Origin of the sequence: Anabaena sp. UHCC 0253 (genome assembly GCF_009712085.1) — a bacterium.
Lineage (GTDB): Bacteria > Cyanobacteriota > Cyanobacteriia > Cyanobacteriales > Nostocaceae > Dolichospermum.
Genome location: NZ_VILD01000005.1, coordinates 353,753 through 371,742 on the forward strand (window position 1 = coordinate 353,753; position 17,990 = coordinate 371,742).

At 36.4% G+C, this 17,990-nt stretch carries 14 protein-coding genes; 7 read left to right on the top strand and 7 right to left on the bottom strand.

All coding sequences use genetic code 11. The features are described 5' to 3' along the window. Positions 1 to 169: 169 nt before the first annotated feature. A complete protein-coding gene (locus tag FJR38_RS15875) occupies positions 170 to 892 on the bottom strand; it encodes a response regulator transcription factor (RefSeq protein ID WP_168538073.1) in 723 nt (240 codons plus the stop codon). A gap of 1,109 nt (positions 893 to 2,001) precedes the next feature. On the opposite strand from FJR38_RS15875, the gene FJR38_RS15880 reads away from it, so the two are divergent. Both FJR38_RS15880 and FJR38_RS15885 read left to right on the top strand, forming a co-directional pair. After that, positions 2,002 to 3,309: a hybrid sensor histidine kinase/response regulator gene (locus FJR38_RS15880; protein ID WP_168538075.1), complete on the top strand. Its 1,308-nt coding sequence runs from the start codon at positions 2,002 to 2,004 to the stop codon at positions 3,307 to 3,309. A gap of 22 nt (positions 3,310 to 3,331) precedes the next feature. After that, positions 3,332 to 4,444: a hybrid sensor histidine kinase/response regulator gene (locus FJR38_RS15885; protein ID WP_168538077.1), complete on the top strand. Its 1,113-nt coding sequence runs from the start codon at positions 3,332 to 3,334 to the stop codon at positions 4,442 to 4,444. Between the two features lie 17 nt (positions 4,445 to 4,461). On the opposite strand, the gene FJR38_RS15890 is transcribed toward FJR38_RS15885, so the two are convergent. Both FJR38_RS15890 and FJR38_RS15895 read right to left on the bottom strand, forming a co-directional pair. Beyond that, positions 4,462 to 4,896: a PleD family two-component system response regulator gene (locus FJR38_RS15890; RefSeq protein ID WP_371418224.1), complete on the bottom strand. Its 435-nt coding sequence runs from the start codon at positions 4,894 to 4,896 to the stop codon at positions 4,462 to 4,464. 628 nt (positions 4,897 to 5,524) lie between these two features. Next, the gene (locus FJR38_RS15895; protein ID WP_371418230.1) at positions 5,525 to 5,965 is read right to left on the bottom strand and encodes an Hsp20/alpha crystallin family protein; all 441 of its coding nucleotides are present in this window, start codon (positions 5,963 to 5,965) and stop codon (positions 5,525 to 5,527) included. A 294-nt stretch (positions 5,966 to 6,259) separates the two neighbouring features. On the opposite strand from FJR38_RS15895, the gene FJR38_RS15900 reads away from it, so the two are divergent. The 5 genes from FJR38_RS15900 (at position 6,260) to FJR38_RS15920 (ending at position 14,945) form a co-directional block, all read left to right on the top strand. Next, positions 6,260 to 7,462 carry an AAA family ATPase gene (locus tag FJR38_RS15900; protein ID WP_168538083.1) on the top strand — a complete coding sequence of 401 codons (1,203 nt, stop codon included), beginning with the start codon at positions 6,260 to 6,262 and terminating at the stop codon, positions 7,460 to 7,462. 311 nt (positions 7,463 to 7,773) lie between these two features. Further along, entirely contained in the window at positions 7,774 to 8,199 is a 426-nt protein-coding gene (locus tag FJR38_RS15905; RefSeq protein ID WP_168538085.1) for a hypothetical protein, read from the top strand. After that, a complete protein-coding gene (locus FJR38_RS15910) occupies positions 8,192 to 9,484 on the top strand; it encodes an amino acid permease (protein WP_168497546.1) in 1,293 nt (430 codons plus the stop codon). Before FJR38_RS15905 ends, FJR38_RS15910 begins: the two co-directional genes overlap by 8 nt. A gap of 796 nt (positions 9,485 to 10,280) precedes the next feature. Then, positions 10,281 to 11,582: an efflux RND transporter periplasmic adaptor subunit gene (locus FJR38_RS15915; protein ID WP_168497547.1), complete on the top strand. Its 1,302-nt coding sequence runs from the start codon at positions 10,281 to 10,283 to the stop codon at positions 11,580 to 11,582. Positions 11,583 to 11,753: 171 nt separating this feature from the next. Next, complete coding sequence (locus FJR38_RS15920; RefSeq protein WP_168538087.1) at positions 11,754 to 14,945, top strand: efflux RND transporter permease subunit; 3,192 nt, start codon at positions 11,754 to 11,756, stop codon at positions 14,943 to 14,945. Here FJR38_RS15920 and FJR38_RS15925 read toward each other — a convergent pair. From FJR38_RS15925 to FJR38_RS29060, 4 genes are all read right to left on the bottom strand, one after another. Then, complete coding sequence (locus FJR38_RS15925; RefSeq protein ID WP_168538089.1) at positions 14,942 to 16,054, bottom strand: glycosyltransferase family 4 protein; 1,113 nt, start codon at positions 16,052 to 16,054, stop codon at positions 14,942 to 14,944. The two genes, FJR38_RS15920 and FJR38_RS15925, sit on opposite strands and share 4 nt — an antisense overlap. A 431-nt stretch (positions 16,055 to 16,485) precedes the next feature. Beyond that, a complete protein-coding gene (pdxH, locus tag FJR38_RS15930) occupies positions 16,486 to 17,130 on the bottom strand; it encodes a pyridoxamine 5'-phosphate oxidase (RefSeq protein WP_168497550.1) in 645 nt (214 codons plus the stop codon). A gap of 22 nt (positions 17,131 to 17,152) precedes the next feature. Continuing rightward, positions 17,153 to 17,275: a hypothetical protein gene (locus tag FJR38_RS29055; protein ID WP_256366925.1), complete on the bottom strand. Its 123-nt coding sequence runs from the start codon at positions 17,273 to 17,275 to the stop codon at positions 17,153 to 17,155. A gap of 18 nt (positions 17,276 to 17,293) precedes the next feature. Next, the gene (locus tag FJR38_RS29060; RefSeq protein ID WP_256366801.1) at positions 17,294 to 17,428 is read right to left on the bottom strand and encodes a hypothetical protein; all 135 of its coding nucleotides are present in this window, start codon (positions 17,426 to 17,428) and stop codon (positions 17,294 to 17,296) included. Between the last annotated feature and the right edge of the window lie 562 nt (positions 17,429 to 17,990).

Sequence of the window (17,990 nt, forward strand, 5' to 3'; positions counted from 1 at the left end):
CATAACGTTTACAAGAACGGTTTTTGAGGTAATTGTCAATTGTCAATTGTCAATTGTCAATTATTTTTCAAATGATTGCAGACAATGGCGTACAACGCATTGCATAACGTTTACAAGAACGGTTTTTGAGGTAATTGTCAATTGTCAATTGTCAATTGTCAATTATTTTTCACACTACCAATCCAGAACGTAAAGCCCGAACAGCGGCTTGAGTCCGATCATCAGCGCAGAGTTTATTTAAAATATTGCGAACATGGGTTTTTACTGTTCCCACAGTAATATATAACTTCTCGGCAATTTGTCCATTACTGCAACCAGCGACAATCAACTCTAAAATTTCCAATTCCCGTTGAGTGAGAGGATAGGTTTCTAGAACTTGTTCATATTCTGTTTCTAGAGCTTCGATTTTGACAGTTTTCGTCTTATCCTGTGATTGACTATCACCGGGGACACCTTGACGCATTTTTCTTAATACTACATGAGCGATCGCTGGATCAATCCAAGAATTTCCTCCAAAAGTAACTTGTACAGCTTCAGTAAATTTATTAATACTTGTTTCCTTCATATAATAAGAATCTGCCCCCGCTGCAAAAGCCGCCAAGACAGCATCTTCTGTATGATCCATCGTCAAAATCAAAATCTTTGTTTGTGATTGTCCGGTTTCCGCCTGATAACGTCTAAATTTGCGCGTCAATTCAATCCCGTCCATATCAGGTAAACCAATATCTATCACAGCCACATCTGGTTTAGTAGTTTCCAAAAGTTTTAATCCCAGAGTCGCATTAGCCGCCTCACCAATCACTTTAAAGCCGCTGTGTGACTGCAATTCAGTTTTGAGTCCCATTCGCGTTAAATCATGATCTTCAATTAACAGAATACTAATTTCACTCATTGTTACACCCATGATAATCGAATTGCTTCTTTAATAGTGCCAGGAAACCAGAAATAGAATATAGCCAGAAAAAAAGCTTGTTTGTTTGGCTTTTAAACTTTTTGACTTAATCACTCTTTTTACACAGCCGCACTAACTAAAACTTTTTCTAAAAATTTCATCTAATTTACCCAACCCAATGATAGAGAATTCTATAACCAATTAACATCTATCTAGAGAGGTATAAAATAGCAGACTTTTGAAGTTATCTAGATACAAGAATCTAGCTAAAGATATATAGATATTTATCACCAAATCAATGAGATTATTGAGACAAATCAGAAAAACTACATAAAAAACATGATCACAAAATTTGCCGGGGGTTTAATATCACAGTTTCTAGACAAATAGTAATCATACAAACCTTACTCAGAAAGACTTTCAACTCTATTAATCCCTGCCAAGAGTCTCTGCCTTCTAGCATATAAACGTATTCATACGGTTTAGATGCGTAATTTTTATTTAGCTATGATCGTACTTATTTCAGTAAAAATGCTCAAGCTTGTGGTACATAATGTTTCCATGCAACTCTCACTAATGGGTGAGGACAGTTAATGATTTGCTAAATTACAATGTTTTTAACTGGATAAAGTATTTTATTTTACTTAAAAATAAATTCCCATTTCTTTATTTCAGACTTTAGCCCTATTGTACTGTTCCCGCAGGGCAGACTAAAAATTTAAAAAGCCCAAAAAACACCAGCTTTTTTAGATTTTTTAATTGCTTAGTTAACTTATACCATTGTGGAATAGAAGTAAAAGTCACTGTTTTTCAAAAATTAACATATACCTTTGTTTCCACCTCCTCTAATGTAAAGATTTAAAAAAAAAATCGCAAAAGTAGGTAAAAAACTAGACTTAACCGTGCAAATAATGGCAAAATTCATTAAAATACACAAGCAGGTAAAAATCAAAATGAAGTAAAACTTTTTTCATGTATATACTGTAAAAATCCTGAATTCATCTAGGTCTATTTTTAGATTTGCAAACATCACTACTTGTATAATCTAGAGACTGTGAAAACAGAAATATTGAACCTCAATCTGTATTTGACAGCAAAAATAAAAACCGATGGAAGAGACGCTAAAAATTTTAGTTGTAGAAGATGATGAGATAGACCGTGTAATCGTCCGTCTAGCTCTGACTGAAGCAGGTATGAGAATGGAACTTGATGAAGTCAAAGACGGGAATCATGCCTTCTTTGCTCTCATCAATAATCACTATGATTGCGTATTTCTCGACTATCACTTACAAAATCAAGATTGCTTAACATTAATCCATAAATTACATTCTTCAGGCATCAAAGTTCCTGTAGTAGTTTTGATAGATGCCGGAAATGAAGAAATAGCTAGAGAGTGTATACAAGCAGGTGCTACTGAGTATTTTATCAAGTCTACATTATCTTCAGAAACCATAACTCATATCTTACGAACTGCAATTCGTATCCACCATACTGAAATACAGCTAGAACTAGCCAATCAAAAACTTAAAGAAAGTCGTGAACAGTTAACTCTTCAGCATCAGGAATTAGATAAAAAACAGCAACAGATTCAATTACAAAATCTCAAAATTTTGGAAACATCAAGATTAAAATCCATGTTTTTAGCTACCATATCCCATGAGCTAAGAACCCCAATGAATGCGATTATTGGATTTTCGCAAATACTATTACGTCCTAAATTTGGTCAACTGACAAACCAACAATTGGACATGGTAGAACGAATCCTCAATAATGGTAAAAATCTCCTCATGCTACTCAATGAAATCCTCGACTTTTCTCATTTAGAAGCCGGAAAATTAGAACTAAAGCCAGAAATATTGGATTTATCAAAAGTAGTTAATAATACAGTATCAGAAATCCGCTCTTTAGCTGAAGCCAAAAACTTATCTTTACTAGTCAAAACAGATTTAGAAAATACCTTAGTATTCAATGATGCAGTGCGATTACGTCAGATTTTAATTAATTTACTTTCCAATGCCATTAAATTTACAGAATCTGGAAATATTTGGGTAGAAATCAAAGAAGCACCTAAAAATCGAGTTATAATCATTGTGAAAGATACAGGAATTGGGATTGCTTCTCAGGACTTTCAAAATATTTTTGCGGCATTTCATCAAGTAGATCAAGGGATTAGTCGGAAATATTCAGGGACAGGGTTAGGTTTAGCTATTATTGATTCATTAGTCCGGATTATGGGAGGAAAAATATATATCGAAAGTAAATTAGGAGTCGGTTCAATCTTTAAAATAGAACTCCCACGAAAGATCAATTTAGCAGATAATCTAGGTGATATTGTTTTCCATTCCCATCAGAATCAATTTTATTCTCTATACTCCCATAATAAAGCATCCCTAAATTATCCAAATTTGAAATTGTAGATTATTCAGAAGTTGATTCATTATGTCTATTATTAAAAAAGACCGTATTTTGTCGGTTGACGATACAAAAGATAATCTAATTTTAGTGAAAACAATTTTAGAAAGCGAAGGATATGATATTGATTCAGTGAGCAATGGTCAAGCAGCCTTAGAAAAAGTAGTAGAATTGCCACCGGATCTGATTATATTAGATGTGATGATGCCGGGAATAAATGGTTATGAAGTCACGCGCAGAATTCGCAATAATCCGGAAATTAACTATATTCCGATTTTGCTACTGACAGCTTTTCATGAATCTAGCGTTGTTGAAGGTTTAGACGCTGGTGCTGATGATTTTATTCGTAAACCCTTTGATACAGAAGAACTATTAGCAAGAGTGCGATCGCTCCTCAGATTAAAGCACAGCATTGACGAACAAGAAAAAATGACCCGACAGCGGGAAGACTTCGTTTCGCGTCTTACCCATGATTTACGCACGCCCCTAGTAGCTGCTGATAGAATGCTGAATTTCTTTCTACAAGAAATCTTTTGTCAGATATCTCCAGAAATGAAACAAGCAATTAATGTCATGATTCGCAGCAATCAAAATCTTCTAGATATGGTGAATACCCTCCTAGAAGTTTACCGTTTTGAAGCCGGTAAAAAGAACTTAAATTATGAATCATGCAATTTAATCACCATCGCATCTGAAGTAGTCAGTGAACTCACCCCCTTAGCACTTGAGAAAAACTTAGTTTTAAAATTAGATACTCATCAACTCAGCCCAACAGGAAATAATACTGGAATTGTTAACGGCGATCGCTTAGAATTACGACGAGTATTAAATAATTTAATCGGTAATGCCATAAAATTTACCGATACAGGTAGCATAGAAATCCGTATTTTGGAAACCTCATCCCCTCACCATCCCAGTGAAGTAATCATCGAAGTTCAAGATACAGGTTATGGTATTGCACCAGAAGATCAAGGAACAATCTTTGAACGATTTCGTCAAGGTAGAAATAAAAGATCCGGTAGTGGTTTAGGACTACATCTTTCACAATACATCATGGAAGCACATGGAGGTAAAATAGAACTTTCATCAGCACTTGGTAAAGGTAGCACATTTACACTCAGACTACCTAAAAAAACCTAACTTCTATTAATAAATATTTATTCCTGACATACTTCCAAAACCCAGGATAGATTAAATTTTCTACCTAGTAACCGACCCATAATTGCAGCTAATTCTTCAATCATATAAGGTTTACTGATATAATCATTAAAACCAGCTTGGAGAATCTGCGCTTGATCCTCCCTCCCAGATAAAACCGTCACCGCAACCACAGGGATATGATGAGTCAATGACTCCTGCTTAAGATATTTAACAATATCCAAACCACTCATACCAGGTAAAAAAATATCCAATAAAATTAAATCCGGTTGATACTCCTTCGCTGCAAGTAAGGTTTTTAACCCGTCTTTTTGACAGATAAACCGACAACCAAGTAACTCCAAAGTATAACTCATTAACAGTAAACTATCATCATGATTTTCTACTGCTAAAACTAAAGGCTGTTGATGTTTTTGCCGTTTCTCATGACTCATGAACGAATGTGCTAGATACATCTCGTCTCCACAGTAGTTAATGGGAGTAGTCGTCTTTCTGAGTAGAACAGACGAACCAGTCAGTCTTCATGGGTTGTTTATCCTATCGAACAAGAAATAAGCACCCAGCTTTAATACTTTTAGCAGATATATTTTGATTATATGCAAAAATAGCAATAAATTTATTGACAAAAATCAATAAATATAAAACCCTACTTCTCTGAGAAATAGGGTTTATTGTTGTTATTTTTACTAACTAGTGGTCTGTCAAGCTAAAAATTGTGAGTTTGAGGGTTTGAGGGAAATATAGAGAGCTTATTAACTATAAACCTCATCCACAAATAGAAAATTGACAGACCACTAGTACAGATTGACGTAAATAAACCAACCATTCCAAATCTCTGAAAAGCTCATGCTGTATTCATTTTGATTTTTGACTTCACGGCGTTACTAGGTGGACAGAACCGAAAAATTTTCTTCTCAAATAAGCACTAATTAACCAACTCCCACCTTCCGAAAAAGTTTAGATTTTGGATTAAATAATCTCAATCCCTAATCTAAACTTGCTTCAATTTTCTAGTTTATACTAGATCATAAATCAAAAACTAATTGACTCCTGAAATCTAGCTTAAGCTAAATTAACTTTGAAAACCTTATGTTGTTCTGATGGAATTTTGGGGAGATTGAGATGGAGAATACCATCTTGATAATCTGCCACAACTTGAGTATTTTGCACCTTAGCAGGTAAAGGAATCACCCTTTGGAATTTGCCATAGTAAAATTCACTCTTGGTAACGCCTTTTTCTTCATTTTTAGGAGTATTTTTGCGTTCACCTGTTACAGAAACCGCATTTTCAGTAACTTGTATATCTAAGTCTTTAGCCGCTATTCCCGGTAACTCTATTTGCAAATAAATTGCATTATCTGTTTCGTGTAATTCAGCAGCAGGGGTTTTAATAAGTCTAGATTCTCCGACATCAGATGATAATGTATCTTCTGCAAATAAACGATCAAGTTGACGTTGGATATTGTTAAATTCTTGCCAGGGATTGTAACGTACTATCATAATTACTTTCCTCCTTGAGAAGTTACTTTTGTTCTTTAGCTTTGAAAATCATGTTATTCAAAAAAATAGAAGATGTAAATTCGGTTTTTATCACCTCATTTAGAATGATCACCGAACCAAGAGATAATTTTTTTGTTACATACCAGAACTCGAATCATATAGTTATTGCTCAAGCATCCAAATAATGAGTAGAATAGTTGACACCACTTCTATTTGTGTAATATAGTATGTTACACAAATGAGTGTGATAAAAAAGTTGTGCATTATCGTCTGTATCAGCAGAGAACAATTTAAAGTATGGATTTTGACTATTTCAGAACTAACGAAAGTAATAACATCAATAAAAACTGTCAAAACTTGCTGTCTAGTGGTTGGCGACCATTTCACAGAGACTTTGATTGGGAATATTTCGGGAAAATAGTATTCCATGATACCCAGGAATTAACTCAAAAAAGCATTAACCTAGCCAGTTATTATGCTGATGCGTTGGCCAGAAAAGAGTATGCTTGGTGGGCAAATATTTTAAATTTAGCCTCTGATTACACCCGTGGTGAATTCCAAAAATTTTGGAACTACATTACACCAGATATGCTCACCCCAGAACATCGTCATAAAGATTTCTTGAGTACAGAAACACCTCTTGTGCAGTTTGTAAACCGTAATAGTATTCCTATTGATTATGTACTAAATCTTCTGCAAGAAATTACCGTATTACGAGTTTTGAAATTATTAGAACGTCCTAATATTATCACTCAATATTACTCAGAAAGAGACTTTTATTTTCCAGTAGAAAAATTTGTGAACTGGGAAAGACTAGATGTGGTTAATACAGTTTATGCTTATTGGTCAGAACATGATATTTGGTTACAAATTGAAGCTTATGAAAGAGGGAGAAGGAATTATACCTTAATGGCTAAAAATATGAAGCCATTAATTAATAAAGCGACTTATGATTTAGCTGTTATGCTGAGTGGATATCAAAGTCGTGTGGGAAAAGTTAATAGTCAGTATCCATTGCGGACATTTCCCCAAGACATTCAAGAGTTTACTGATTTAGTTCAACAAACAATTTTAGATCAAAATCAATTAGCAGTTGTAGTACATGGCGCACCAGGTACAGGTAAAACAGCATGGACACAGAGTGTTGCCCAAGAAATTCTTGTTCCTTTAGGATATGTAATTTTCATTTTAGATCATGATGCCATTACTAACTTTGTCCCCCCAACATATTTAGAGCGCATTTGTATTATCATCAATGAAGCTGATAATCTAGCTCAAGATCGGGCTTCAGAAGTAGCACAATATAACAACAAAACTGAACATATTTTAGCTTTATTAGATGGCACATTATACCAGAGTGTAGTTGATGAATCTGGTATTCAAATAGAGCAAAAATTAGTAATATTAATGACTTGTAATACTACGGAAAGATTAGATCCAGCCATGTTAAGAAAAGGTCGAGTAGATTTAATGTGTGAGTTCAGCAAGAAATTTGTTTAACAGGTCTAAGAAGCAATACTGTTTGATTAAGAGTTTTTGTAGGTTGGGTGGCGCTGTCGCTTAACCCAACAAATGCTTAAGTAGGTAGGTGGGAAAACTTATAACTATGTCATTGCGAGTGGAACGGAGTGAAACGCAGCAATCCCAATAGTTTTGGGTAATTTACAGTTCGTTACATAGTTGGGTTGATTAGCATCTACCTACTTATCAATGTTGGGTTATGGCTAACGTGACGTTCCTTAACCGACAAGTATTAGGTTAGGAAGATTTTTTCCGCAAACCCTATTTATTATCAAAGTAAAGTACAAAGAATGAAATTAAAATCACCTTTAAAAGTTACAAAGGGTGCAATTATTAGATTAAGTTGTCTATTTTTAGCCATGTTAGCTTTTAGTATTTGGTTAAAACAATCGGGAGGAATAGAAAATAGTCAATTATTAGAAACTCTTTACCGACAAGGAAATTATATAGAAGCGGTACTATGGGGATTATTCGCTATTGGTTTTTTAGTTTATAGCTATAAATGTCCTACCTTAGTTGCGAAAACAAAAAATCAGATTACAGCTTTTATTTTTCTGGTTTTTGGAATTTCTGATCTTGTCGAAGTCCAAACTGGTGCATGGTGGCAACCTTGGTGGTTATTTTTGTGGAAAGCTAGTTGTGTTATTGGTTTCATGATTTGTTTTTGGGACTTTTGGCAAAATAATATCCGACAAAATCAAGCAGAAAATGAATAAACAAAAACAACCAGTAACGCGATTATTTTCTCATCTGGAATTTGATGGTAATAAGCTGCAACATCAACCAGGAAGTGTTTTAGGAAATATAGCTTTAATTGCAGGAACAAGTGTTGGAGCAGGGATTCTGGGATTACCTGCGGTAACTTTACCATCTGGGATTATCCCATCTACAATTTTACTTCTGACTGTATGGGCTTACACTGTAATTTCTGGGTTATTAATTGCAGAAGTTACTTTAAATGTAATGCGAGTTGAGGGAATTCCTCATTTAGGGTTACTAGCAATCATAGAAAAAACTGTTGGTAAATTGGGAGCGAGAATTGCCGGAGTTGCATATTTATTTATGCACTATGCTCTTCTGGTGGCATATATGACTGAAGGTGGGGAAGTTTTAGCCACAACATTTAATCAAGTTTGGCAGTTAGAAAATATTTTACCTCACTGGGTAGGAACAGTTAGTTTTGCTCTGGTATTTGGTAGCATGATGTATTTAGGTAGAGATAAATTAATTGAAAAATTAAATGAGATATTTATCATCATTCTCCTAACTGTCTTTGTTGGTTTATTAGTATTAGGAGGAATGCAAGTCCAAAGCTCTCAATTTTTGGTGCAGAATTGGCACGCTATTGGTCGTTCTGTTGCTGTTATGTATGTAGCAATGTTTTTTCAAAGTATTGTCCCGTTGGTTGTCACCCAATTGGAAGGGGATGTTCCTAAAATTCGACAATCTATTATTATTGGTTCTCTGATTCCGCTATTTATGTTTTTGGCTTGGAATGCTGTGATTTTAGGTTGTATAACTCCAGATATTCTTCAGCATAATGGCGGAAATGAGAGTGTATTTGATCCATTGCAAATCCTGCGAAATGGTCGTTCTGGGGGATGGTTTGCAATGTTATTATCAATTTTTTCGGAATTTGCAATTATTACATCATTTATTGGTGTAACTTACGGGTTAAGGGATTTTTTCAAAGATGTTTCCTCGATGACTAAAAGCGAAATTTCTCGTTTACCGCTCTATTCTTTAGTGTTGCTTCCACCGCTGGGTTTAGGAACATTTAATCCCACTATCTTTTTTCATGCCCTAGAATATACAGGAACATTTAGTATTTCCATTTTAGGGGGGATTATGCCAGCTTTAATGCGTTGGCGACAAACTCAAATACCAGAATTTACCAATAGCAAAAATCAAGTTTTAGTTCCGGGTGGAAAAATAACATTAATATTGATGATTTTTGGTGCATTGCTTCTAATCGGTAGACAAGTTTTTCAATTTATATAGGTTTTCACTTTATAGATGAAATACAATCGAGGGCGGGGAAACCCCACCCCTACAGGTTTTGATATTTAATGACTGTATTTCACAAAGAGTACGTACCGCTATATTCAGCGTTGTCAATTATCAATTGTCAATTGTCAATTGTTTATGAATAAAACCTCCCTTGTCGGGTAATGACAAGAGAGGATTTGGAGCTAAAGTCCGGTAGGGTAATCGGGCTATTTAATATTTAATATTTATAGTGATTAAATCCAGTCCCCCTTTAGATATATAAATTGATGATCATTACCATCAATTGGTATTATTTAAGCTTTTTGTGAAAAAAAATCCCTTGTTTGTATAAACTGTCAGACATTTAACTTACATGATTAGGGTAGGCAAGATGCCCAACACTAAAATAGTTTTATTTAATGGAAATATGCAGGTTAAAAGTTGAGCGGCTGATTACAAACAAAGGGATCTACTGTTAAAGTTCGTCAGGTGATCGGAATATTAAATATGTAGTATTTATTGGGTGTGCGTTGATTCCTCCATTAGGTAGATAAAAATTTGTACATCAATATCTAGTTGTATATTTTTAGACTATAAATCAATACAAATCACAGGTTGCCGAGAAATAGGTGACTATAGTCATGGGTAAATTTCTCAAAAATCTTTATACTAAGTTTATAATTCTTAAAGATTAAGCAATGTATATATTTATGTCCAACGCATATTAATGAGAAATCGTCAGGTTATCTGCTGTTGTTCAGATATCAACGGTTATTAACCCTAAAGAATTTGCAGAGGAGTAGAATTAATGATTTTGGATATAAAACAGTCAGAGAGAAAAACGCAGAAGATATTCATACCTTGTGTTTTAGGACTAGCTTTACTATCAGCTAGTTGTGGTTCATTACCAAAAGAATCAGCGGAAGCACAATCAAGAAGACCTCAACGCGAGAGCCAAGAACCTGCGGTTGATGTAGCGATCGCTCGCACTAATCTTTTAACTCCCCAACCAGAGTATATTGGTAATACAGCACCATATCGGGTTGTTTCTGTGCGATCGCAAGTCGAAGGCAGACTCATCGCTTTAAATCTAGACATTGGTGATACAGTCCAACGGGGAAAAATCATCAGCCAATTGGATGACACCCTCTTACTCACAGCCCTAAGACAAGCCGAAGCCGAACTAGCAACCACTGAATCAGAAGTAGCCAGAGCTATGACTCAGGTAAATAATGCTCGCGCTCAAGTGGAAAGAACACGGTTAGAATTGGTTCAAGCACAGGCAGATTCTCGCCGACTGACACAATTATACAAAGAAGGGGCAATTCCCGAACAAAGCGCCCAACAAGCTCAAACTCGCGCCAAAACCGCAGCCCAAGCCCTCCGCTCCGCCACTGAACAAGTTAGTACAGAAAAGCAAGCCGTATCCGCTGCTCAAGGTAGAGTATTTGCCCAAAAAGCAGCCGTTAGCGCCGCTAAAGAACGTCGTTCTTATGCCCGTTTAATTTCTCCTATTACTGGTGTAGTTACAGAAAAAGTCACAGAACCAGGAAATTTATTACAACCTGGTAGCGAAGTTTTAAAAGTTGCCGACTTTAGTCGCGTTAAAGTCGTCGCCCAAGTTTCGGAATTAGAATTAGCAAAAATACAAGTTGGGCAATCTGCACAAGTCAAATTAGATGCCTTTCCCGACCAAAAATTTATTGGTAGAGTAGCCCGTATTTCTCCTACTGCTGATACCACAGCCCGGTTAATACCTGTGGAAATTGTGATGCCTAATAGTAGGGGTAAAATTGGTAGCGGACTATTAGCAAGAGTGAGTTTTACCAACCCAACTCCACAGCGTGTAGTCGTACCAGCAACAGCAATTAGTAGTCAAGATAAAAAGCCAGAAGCACAGTTAGAAAATACTAACTCTACCCTTTTTGTTTTAGACAAAAAAGGTGATAAAACCACAGTCAAAGAACGCTCAGTTTCTTTAGGCAAAATCGCTAACGGCAAAATAGAAATTCTCACCGGTTTACAACCAGGAGAAAGTTATATTGTTCGCAGCAGTGAACCATTAAAAGATGGTGCAACTGTGAAATTATCAATGTTGTCGGAAAATTAATATAAAAGGCAAGATTTAATAACGTAAGTTGCTAGTTAGATAAATTTTCAGAATCACGATATCCACCGATTAAAGGATTAACAGGATGATAACTTAAATTTTATCACCAACCACCAATCACCAATCACCAATTACCAATCACCAATTACCAATCACCAACCAGATAACTATATGCAACAACCAAACATAAATAGCGGATTTAGTTTGAGTGCTATTTCTATCCGGCAACATATTGGCACACTGATGCTAACCTTAGCAGTCGTGGTAATGGGTGTATTTTTTATTCTGCGATTACCTGTAGATTTATTACCATCAATTACCTATCCTCGGATTGGTGTTCGTATAGAAGCACCAGGGATTTCTCCAGAAGTAGCAGTTGATGAAATTACTAAACGTTTAGAAGAATCTTTTAGTGCGACAGAAGGGGTACTACAGGTTTTTTCTCAAACCCGTGAGGGTAATGTCAGCTTAAATTTATACTTCCAACCAGGGGGCGATATTGATCAAGCCCTAAATGATGCTACAGCTACCTTTAACCGAGCGAGAAATAGATTACCAGACACTATTGGAGAACCGCGAATATTCAAATTTGATCCTTCTCAATTACCGGTTTATGAATTTGCAATTACTTCACCTACCCTGAAAGGTGTTGATTTGCGGGTATTTGCAGAAGAAGAATTAGCTCGTGAATTAAATGTAGTTCCCGGAGTCGCTGTAGTAGATGTATCAGGAGGAGTGAAAGAAGAAGTTAGAGTAAACATTAATTTAGAAAGATTGCAATCTTTGGGAGTTGGTTTAAATGATGTTTTGACAGAATTAAGAAACCGTAATCAAGATATTTCTGGTGGTCGAATTTTAGGAACAAGTTCCGAATCGTTAACTCGGACTTTAGGACGCTTTCAAAATGCAGAGGAAATTAGCAATCTATTATTTGAAGCTGCTGTTCCTAACTCTAATATCAGAAATCGGGTTTACTTACGTGACTTTGCTGAAGTTATTGATGGTGCAGAAAATCAGCGGGTATATGTTTTATTGAATGGGGAAGAATCGGTAAAAGTCAGTATTCAAAAACAACCAGACGCGAATACAGTTAATGTAGTTGATGGGATCAAAAAACGATTAGAAGAACTGCAACAAGCTCGTGTAATTCCCTTAGAAGCAACACTGACACCGACGTTAGATGAATCTAAATTTATCCGTAATTCTATTGCTAACGTTACCACTTCAGGATTAATTGGTACGGGGTTAGCAGCGATCGCTGTTTTGATATTTTTAGGTTCTTTTCGCCAAACTTTAATTATTGTTCTGGCTATTCCTCTCGCATCTTTAGCCGCTATCATTTTGATGGGATTATTTGGTTTATCTCTCAACGTTTTCAGCTTAGGTGGTTTAGCCTTGGGTGTGGGAATTGTGGTAGATAACTCCATCGTCATGTTAGAAAATATTTCCCACGGTATAAGCAATTCCCAGTTATCAGTTATTCAACAGTCAGAGCAAAGTAGCCGCGAAGTAGAATCAGCTTTATTAGCTTCTACAAGTACAAACTTAGTTGCAGTATTGCCATTTTTGCTAATTGGTGGTTTTATCTCTTTACTATTTAATGAGTTAATTTTAACCATCAGTTTTGCGGTAGCAGCTTCCATTTTAGTCGCAGTAACTGTTGTCCCGATGATGACATCTCAGTTATTGGGGATAAAATTTTCCAGTTCTTTAAATAATTTTTGGCCCCTGCGAGAATTTAATCGTCAGTTTGATGCGTCTACAAGATTATACGGAAGGTTTTTAGGTGGGCTATTACGTTGGCGGTTGTTAACAATTGCGATCGCTATTATCATCTTAGGTGGTGGTAGTTTGTGGATGGCTCCTCAAATTTCTCAACAAATCCTGCCCCGTATCAACACTGGACAAGCTACTTTATCGGCGCAATTTCCTCCCGGTACACCCCTAGAAACTAATCAAAAAGTCATGAAAGCGGTAGATGAAATTCTCCGCAATCAACCAGAAACAGCTTACGTATTTTCGACAATCGGCGGTTCTCTGTTTGGTGGTAATACTAACTCTAACCCCTTGCGAAGTTCCAGCACTATTACCCTTAAATCTGGTAGTGATTTAGATGCTTATATAGAGAGAGTTACTCAACAATTAAATAAACTGAACTTAGTAGATATTCGTTTGCGTCTTTTTCCTGGACAAGTCCGGGGTTTAATTCTGAATAACTCTCCTATTAGAGGTGCTGATGTTGACATTATTCTTCAGGGAAATGATGCTAAAACTTTAGAAACAGCCGGTCGTCAAGTATTAGGAACTTTAGATAAACAAATTTCCTCTGTGAGATTTCGTCCTGACGCAGATAGTCGTCAACCAGAAATTCAAATTCTCCCAGATTGGGAACGAGTCGCAAATGTGGGTTTGAATGCTAAAGATATTGGTGACACCATTCAAACTGCAATTACAGGTACTATTCCTACGCAATTGCAACGCGCAAATCGGTTAATAGATGTGCGAGTTCAATTAAATGAATCCTCATTACAAACAACTGCCCAATTAGAAAGATTACCGTTATTTGTTGATAACAACTATCAAATCCGTTTGAGTGATGTGGCTAAAATTAGCATAGGTCAAGCACCAGGAGAAATCCAGCGCATTAACCAACGTCAGGTATTTTTAATTGCTGGAAATTTAGCAGAAGGGGCTAATCTCGGTCAGGCTATTTCCCAGGTAAACCAAGTTCTCAGCAGCTTAGATTTACCCGCAGGTGTGAGCATTTTACCCAGTGCAGCCGTTGAATCTAATCAACAATTACAAAAATCACTACAACTTTTAGGAGGACTAGCCGCCTTCTTAGTATTTGTTGTCATGGCGGTACAATACAACTCTCTCGTTGACCCTTTGGTAATTATGTTTACCATTCCTCTAGCATTAGCTGGGGGTATTTTCGGTCTTTACATTACGGAAACTCCCATTGGAGCTACGGTCATAGTCGGTGCAGTTCTATTAGTCGGTATTGTTGTTAACAACGCCATTATCATGATAGAACTGGCCAACCAACTTCGGGAACGGGATAAAATTGACCGCCGCACCGCTATTTTACAAGCTGCACCCCAACGGCTGAGACCAATATTAATGACGACAATTACCACCGTTTTAGGGATGTTTCCTATCGCTTTGGGAATTGGGGAAGGGTCAGAATTTCTCCAACCATTAGGTATCGTTGTCTTTTCTGGTTTATCTTTAGCAACACTGCTAACTCTGTTTATTATTCCCTGCTTTTACACAATCCTACATGATTTAGTTGGTATTCGCTGGGCAAAACCAGTATTAATAAGGTTGCGTACATTGAGAAAAAGCTTACTGAAAACCTAAGTAGGGGCGGGGTTTCCCCGCCCGTTTCCCCGCCCGTTTAGGATTCTATCAGCAAGCCATAACTCTTCGTACACCGCCAAGGTTTCTTGATGTACACGAGCAACATTTAACCATTCTAGATTGTCCTGCGATCGCTGTTTCCATTCCTGGAGTGTATCTGCATTAGTCAGAAGTTTTGTCAATGCTTCAGCCAATTTTTGACTATCCTGAGCCGGAACTAACATCCCCGCTTTCCCATGATCCAAAGCTTCTGGAATACCATCTACCTCAGTAGCGACAATAGCCGCCCCTGCTTCCCTCGCTTCCGAAAGCACCAAGGGACAGGGGTCACGGTGGGAAGCCAAGACAAAAATATCACAAGCAAGTAAATAACCTTGTGGTTCTGACTGGAATCCTTCAAAATGAATCTGATTACTCACAGATGTTGCTTGAGCTTGAGATTCAAATATTTCCTTATCGGGTCCATTTCCTACTAAATATAAATGCGCTGCGGGAAAATTTTTAGCCACTTCCTCAAAAGCTGCAATTAACTCAGCAATACCCTTACGTTGATACATTCCTGCTACAGTAGCGATCGCCGGATGCTGTAAATTTAAAGGTTGATAATCTGATATTTGCCGAGTGCGCGGACTATCTAAAGTACCATTCCGAACTACCCTGAGTTTTCGTTTCGGAATTCCCCGTTTGACCATCGAATTTTTGACAGCTTTGCTAACAGCAATTACTCGGTCAGCTAAACCCATCAAAATGCTACTACGTTGAAATTCATTATGAACAGTAGCCACTAAATTATATCTATTTCCCCATCTCAACGCACTTGCTAAAACCACACCAGTCATCATGTGAGCATGAACTATATCAGGCTGAAATTCTCGCACAATTTCCCGATAAGCGATCGCTGCTTTCATCATCTTGATTGGTTGACGACTTTGGTCTATGGCGTAGTGTTTAACACCAAATTGATGTAATAATTTTTCATACTCTCCCCCCGCTGAAATTACCGCCACATCATCACCAGATTTTGCTTGTAAACAAGCCAGATCCACAGCTACATTGACAATCCCATTCCCGATTTCTTGGATATGATTCAATATATGTATGATTCGCATAACCTGCAAAGGATGTATTAAGAATTAAATTTATCTCACTCATCAAAAAATATCAATAAAGAAAGTTATAAGAATTGAGAAGTCAGATCAATTAAAAATCTTAACTTCTTACATTCTCAACATTTATATATGTCATTTGTTTTGATAAGTCGTGTTCATAATATATAAACCTTATTTTCCTTTGTCTGTACTTTAAGAAACAGATATTAAATATTCTAGTTAACAAATTTGCAGTCAGCAATTAGTAATTAATCATGCAGTAATTTTCCCAGAATGAGATATAGTCATCCGCAATTATTCGTGAATAAAAATAACAAGATCCCCTACTTATTAGAGAAATCGGGGATCTAAATCCGGGGATTTACAGTATATTACAGGGACATAAAAATCCAAACATAGCTATCACCACACCACGCTTTGAGGAAATTACATCAAGGTGATAAACGCTCAATTTTCCAACTTCCATCATCTACATGAGTGTATAATAAACGATCATGTAACCGACTTGATCTTCCTTGCCAAAATTCAATTTCTTGGGGAATAACCCGAAAACCTCCCCAATGAGGAGGACGAGGAACTTCCAGATTTTCATATTTGCGTTGAAATTCCTGTAATTGCTGCTCCAAAATTTCCCTACTCGCAATTTTTTCACTTTGATTAGAAGCCCAAGCACCTAAACGACTAAAAGGTGGACGTACTTCAAAATAGCTATCAGATTGTTCCGAGGAAATTTTCTCCACAGTTCCCACAATTCTTACTTGACGTTCTAATTCAGCCCACCAAAAAACCAAAGAAGCATGAGGATTTGCGGATATTTCTTGTCCTTTTTGACTGTTGTAATTAGTAAATAAAACAAAACCCCGTTCATCAAAATCTTTCAATAGTACCATTCTCGCCGAAGGTTTACCATCTGGTGTACAGGTAGCCAAAGTCATAGCATTAGGTTCAGGTAACTGGGCTGCGATAGACTGGCTAAACCAAGTTTGAAATTGTATAAAGGGATTAGGGTCAATTTCGTTTTCATTCAAATCTTGCAATGTGTAATCTTTGCGAAGATCCGCAATACTTTTATCCATTGTTTTTATTTTCTCCTGATTTTTATAGAACGATACTTACTAATAAAATTTTACCGCGAAGGCGATCGCACCATCCCCACATACAACAGGAGTCGTAGGGGCGAAGCATTCGGGCGACAAATTCTCGGTTTTTCCCCAAGTTCATTTTCCGAATGCTTCGCCCTTAAATTGAATGCTTCGCTTCTACATCAAACACTGATGCTTCTATTTCCGTCAAAATACATCTGTACACAAATGCTGATTCTTCTCCATCTCCCGTCAGAGATACATCCGTATAGGCTTTGTGTATAGGTTTCAATTTAGATTCTGTATCTCATTGATTTACAATACTATATTTTAATGCTAATTTATCTCAATAATTGTTGTCATACTTCAATTGCCACTAATTTGCAACTGTTAATACATCAATTTTGCTTATCACCTTATGGGGTAAAGATTAATCTTAGTATTTTGCAAAAAATTAGCAAAATGTTCTCTATATCAATGGTATTTTTGTTAATACCTAGTACCGCAAGGCGGAATTAAAAATTAAAAATTAAAAATTAAAAATTAAAAAAGCAGATGACACAAGCTTTTTGATAATTCTTAATGGTTGGTTTACTTACGCCGTTGTGTACTAGTTCTCAACGTTGAAAGCTAGTGAGCAGAATTAATATTTTTACTTAAAAACCTTGTCTGACAAGGATTAAAGGCGAAAACCACACCAGTTTATTGATTGTTGTGATTCTCTTGAACTCAATACTAGACTCTGGGAATATTTTCGCCATAATTGCTTGTGGGATTGAATTTCCAGCATTTAACTCCGGTAAAATTATCTGTGACTCGATTTGGATAAAAATCATTACTTAATGAGAAAAGAT

Bases quoted from the DNA above. Each gene is read 5' to 3' on its own strand.
- FJR38_RS15875 (WP_168538073.1), bottom strand. From the start codon at position 892: ATGAGTGAAATTAGTATTCTGTTAATTGAAGATCATGATTTAACGCGA.
- FJR38_RS15880 (WP_168538075.1), top strand. From the start codon at position 2,002: ATGGAAGAGACGCTAAAAATTTTAGTTGTAGAAGATGATGAGATAGAC.
- FJR38_RS15885 (WP_168538077.1), top strand. From the start codon at position 3,332: ATGTCTATTATTAAAAAAGACCGTATTTTGTCGGTTGACGATACAAAA.
- FJR38_RS15890 (WP_371418224.1), bottom strand. From the start codon at position 4,896: ATGAGTCATGAGAAACGGCAAAAACATCAACAGCCTTTAGTTTTAGCA.
- FJR38_RS15900 (WP_168538083.1), top strand. From the start codon at position 6,260: ATGGATTTTGACTATTTCAGAACTAACGAAAGTAATAACATCAATAAA.
- FJR38_RS15905 (WP_168538085.1), top strand. From the start codon at position 7,774: ATGAAATTAAAATCACCTTTAAAAGTTACAAAGGGTGCAATTATTAGA.
- FJR38_RS15910 (WP_168497546.1), top strand. From the start codon at position 8,192: ATGAATAAACAAAAACAACCAGTAACGCGATTATTTTCTCATCTGGAA.
- FJR38_RS15915 (WP_168497547.1), top strand. From the start codon at position 10,281: ATGATTTTGGATATAAAACAGTCAGAGAGAAAAACGCAGAAGATATTC.
- FJR38_RS15920 (WP_168538087.1), top strand. From the start codon at position 11,754: ATGCAACAACCAAACATAAATAGCGGATTTAGTTTGAGTGCTATTTCT.
- FJR38_RS15925 (WP_168538089.1), bottom strand. From the start codon at position 16,054: ATGCGAATCATACATATATTGAATCATATCCAAGAAATCGGGAATGGG.
- pdxH (WP_168497550.1), bottom strand. From the start codon at position 17,130: ATGGATAAAAGTATTGCGGATCTTCGCAAAGATTACACATTGCAAGAT.
- FJR38_RS29055 (WP_256366925.1), bottom strand. From the start codon at position 17,275: ATGAACTTGGGGAAAAACCGAGAATTTGTCGCCCGAATGCTTCGCCCC.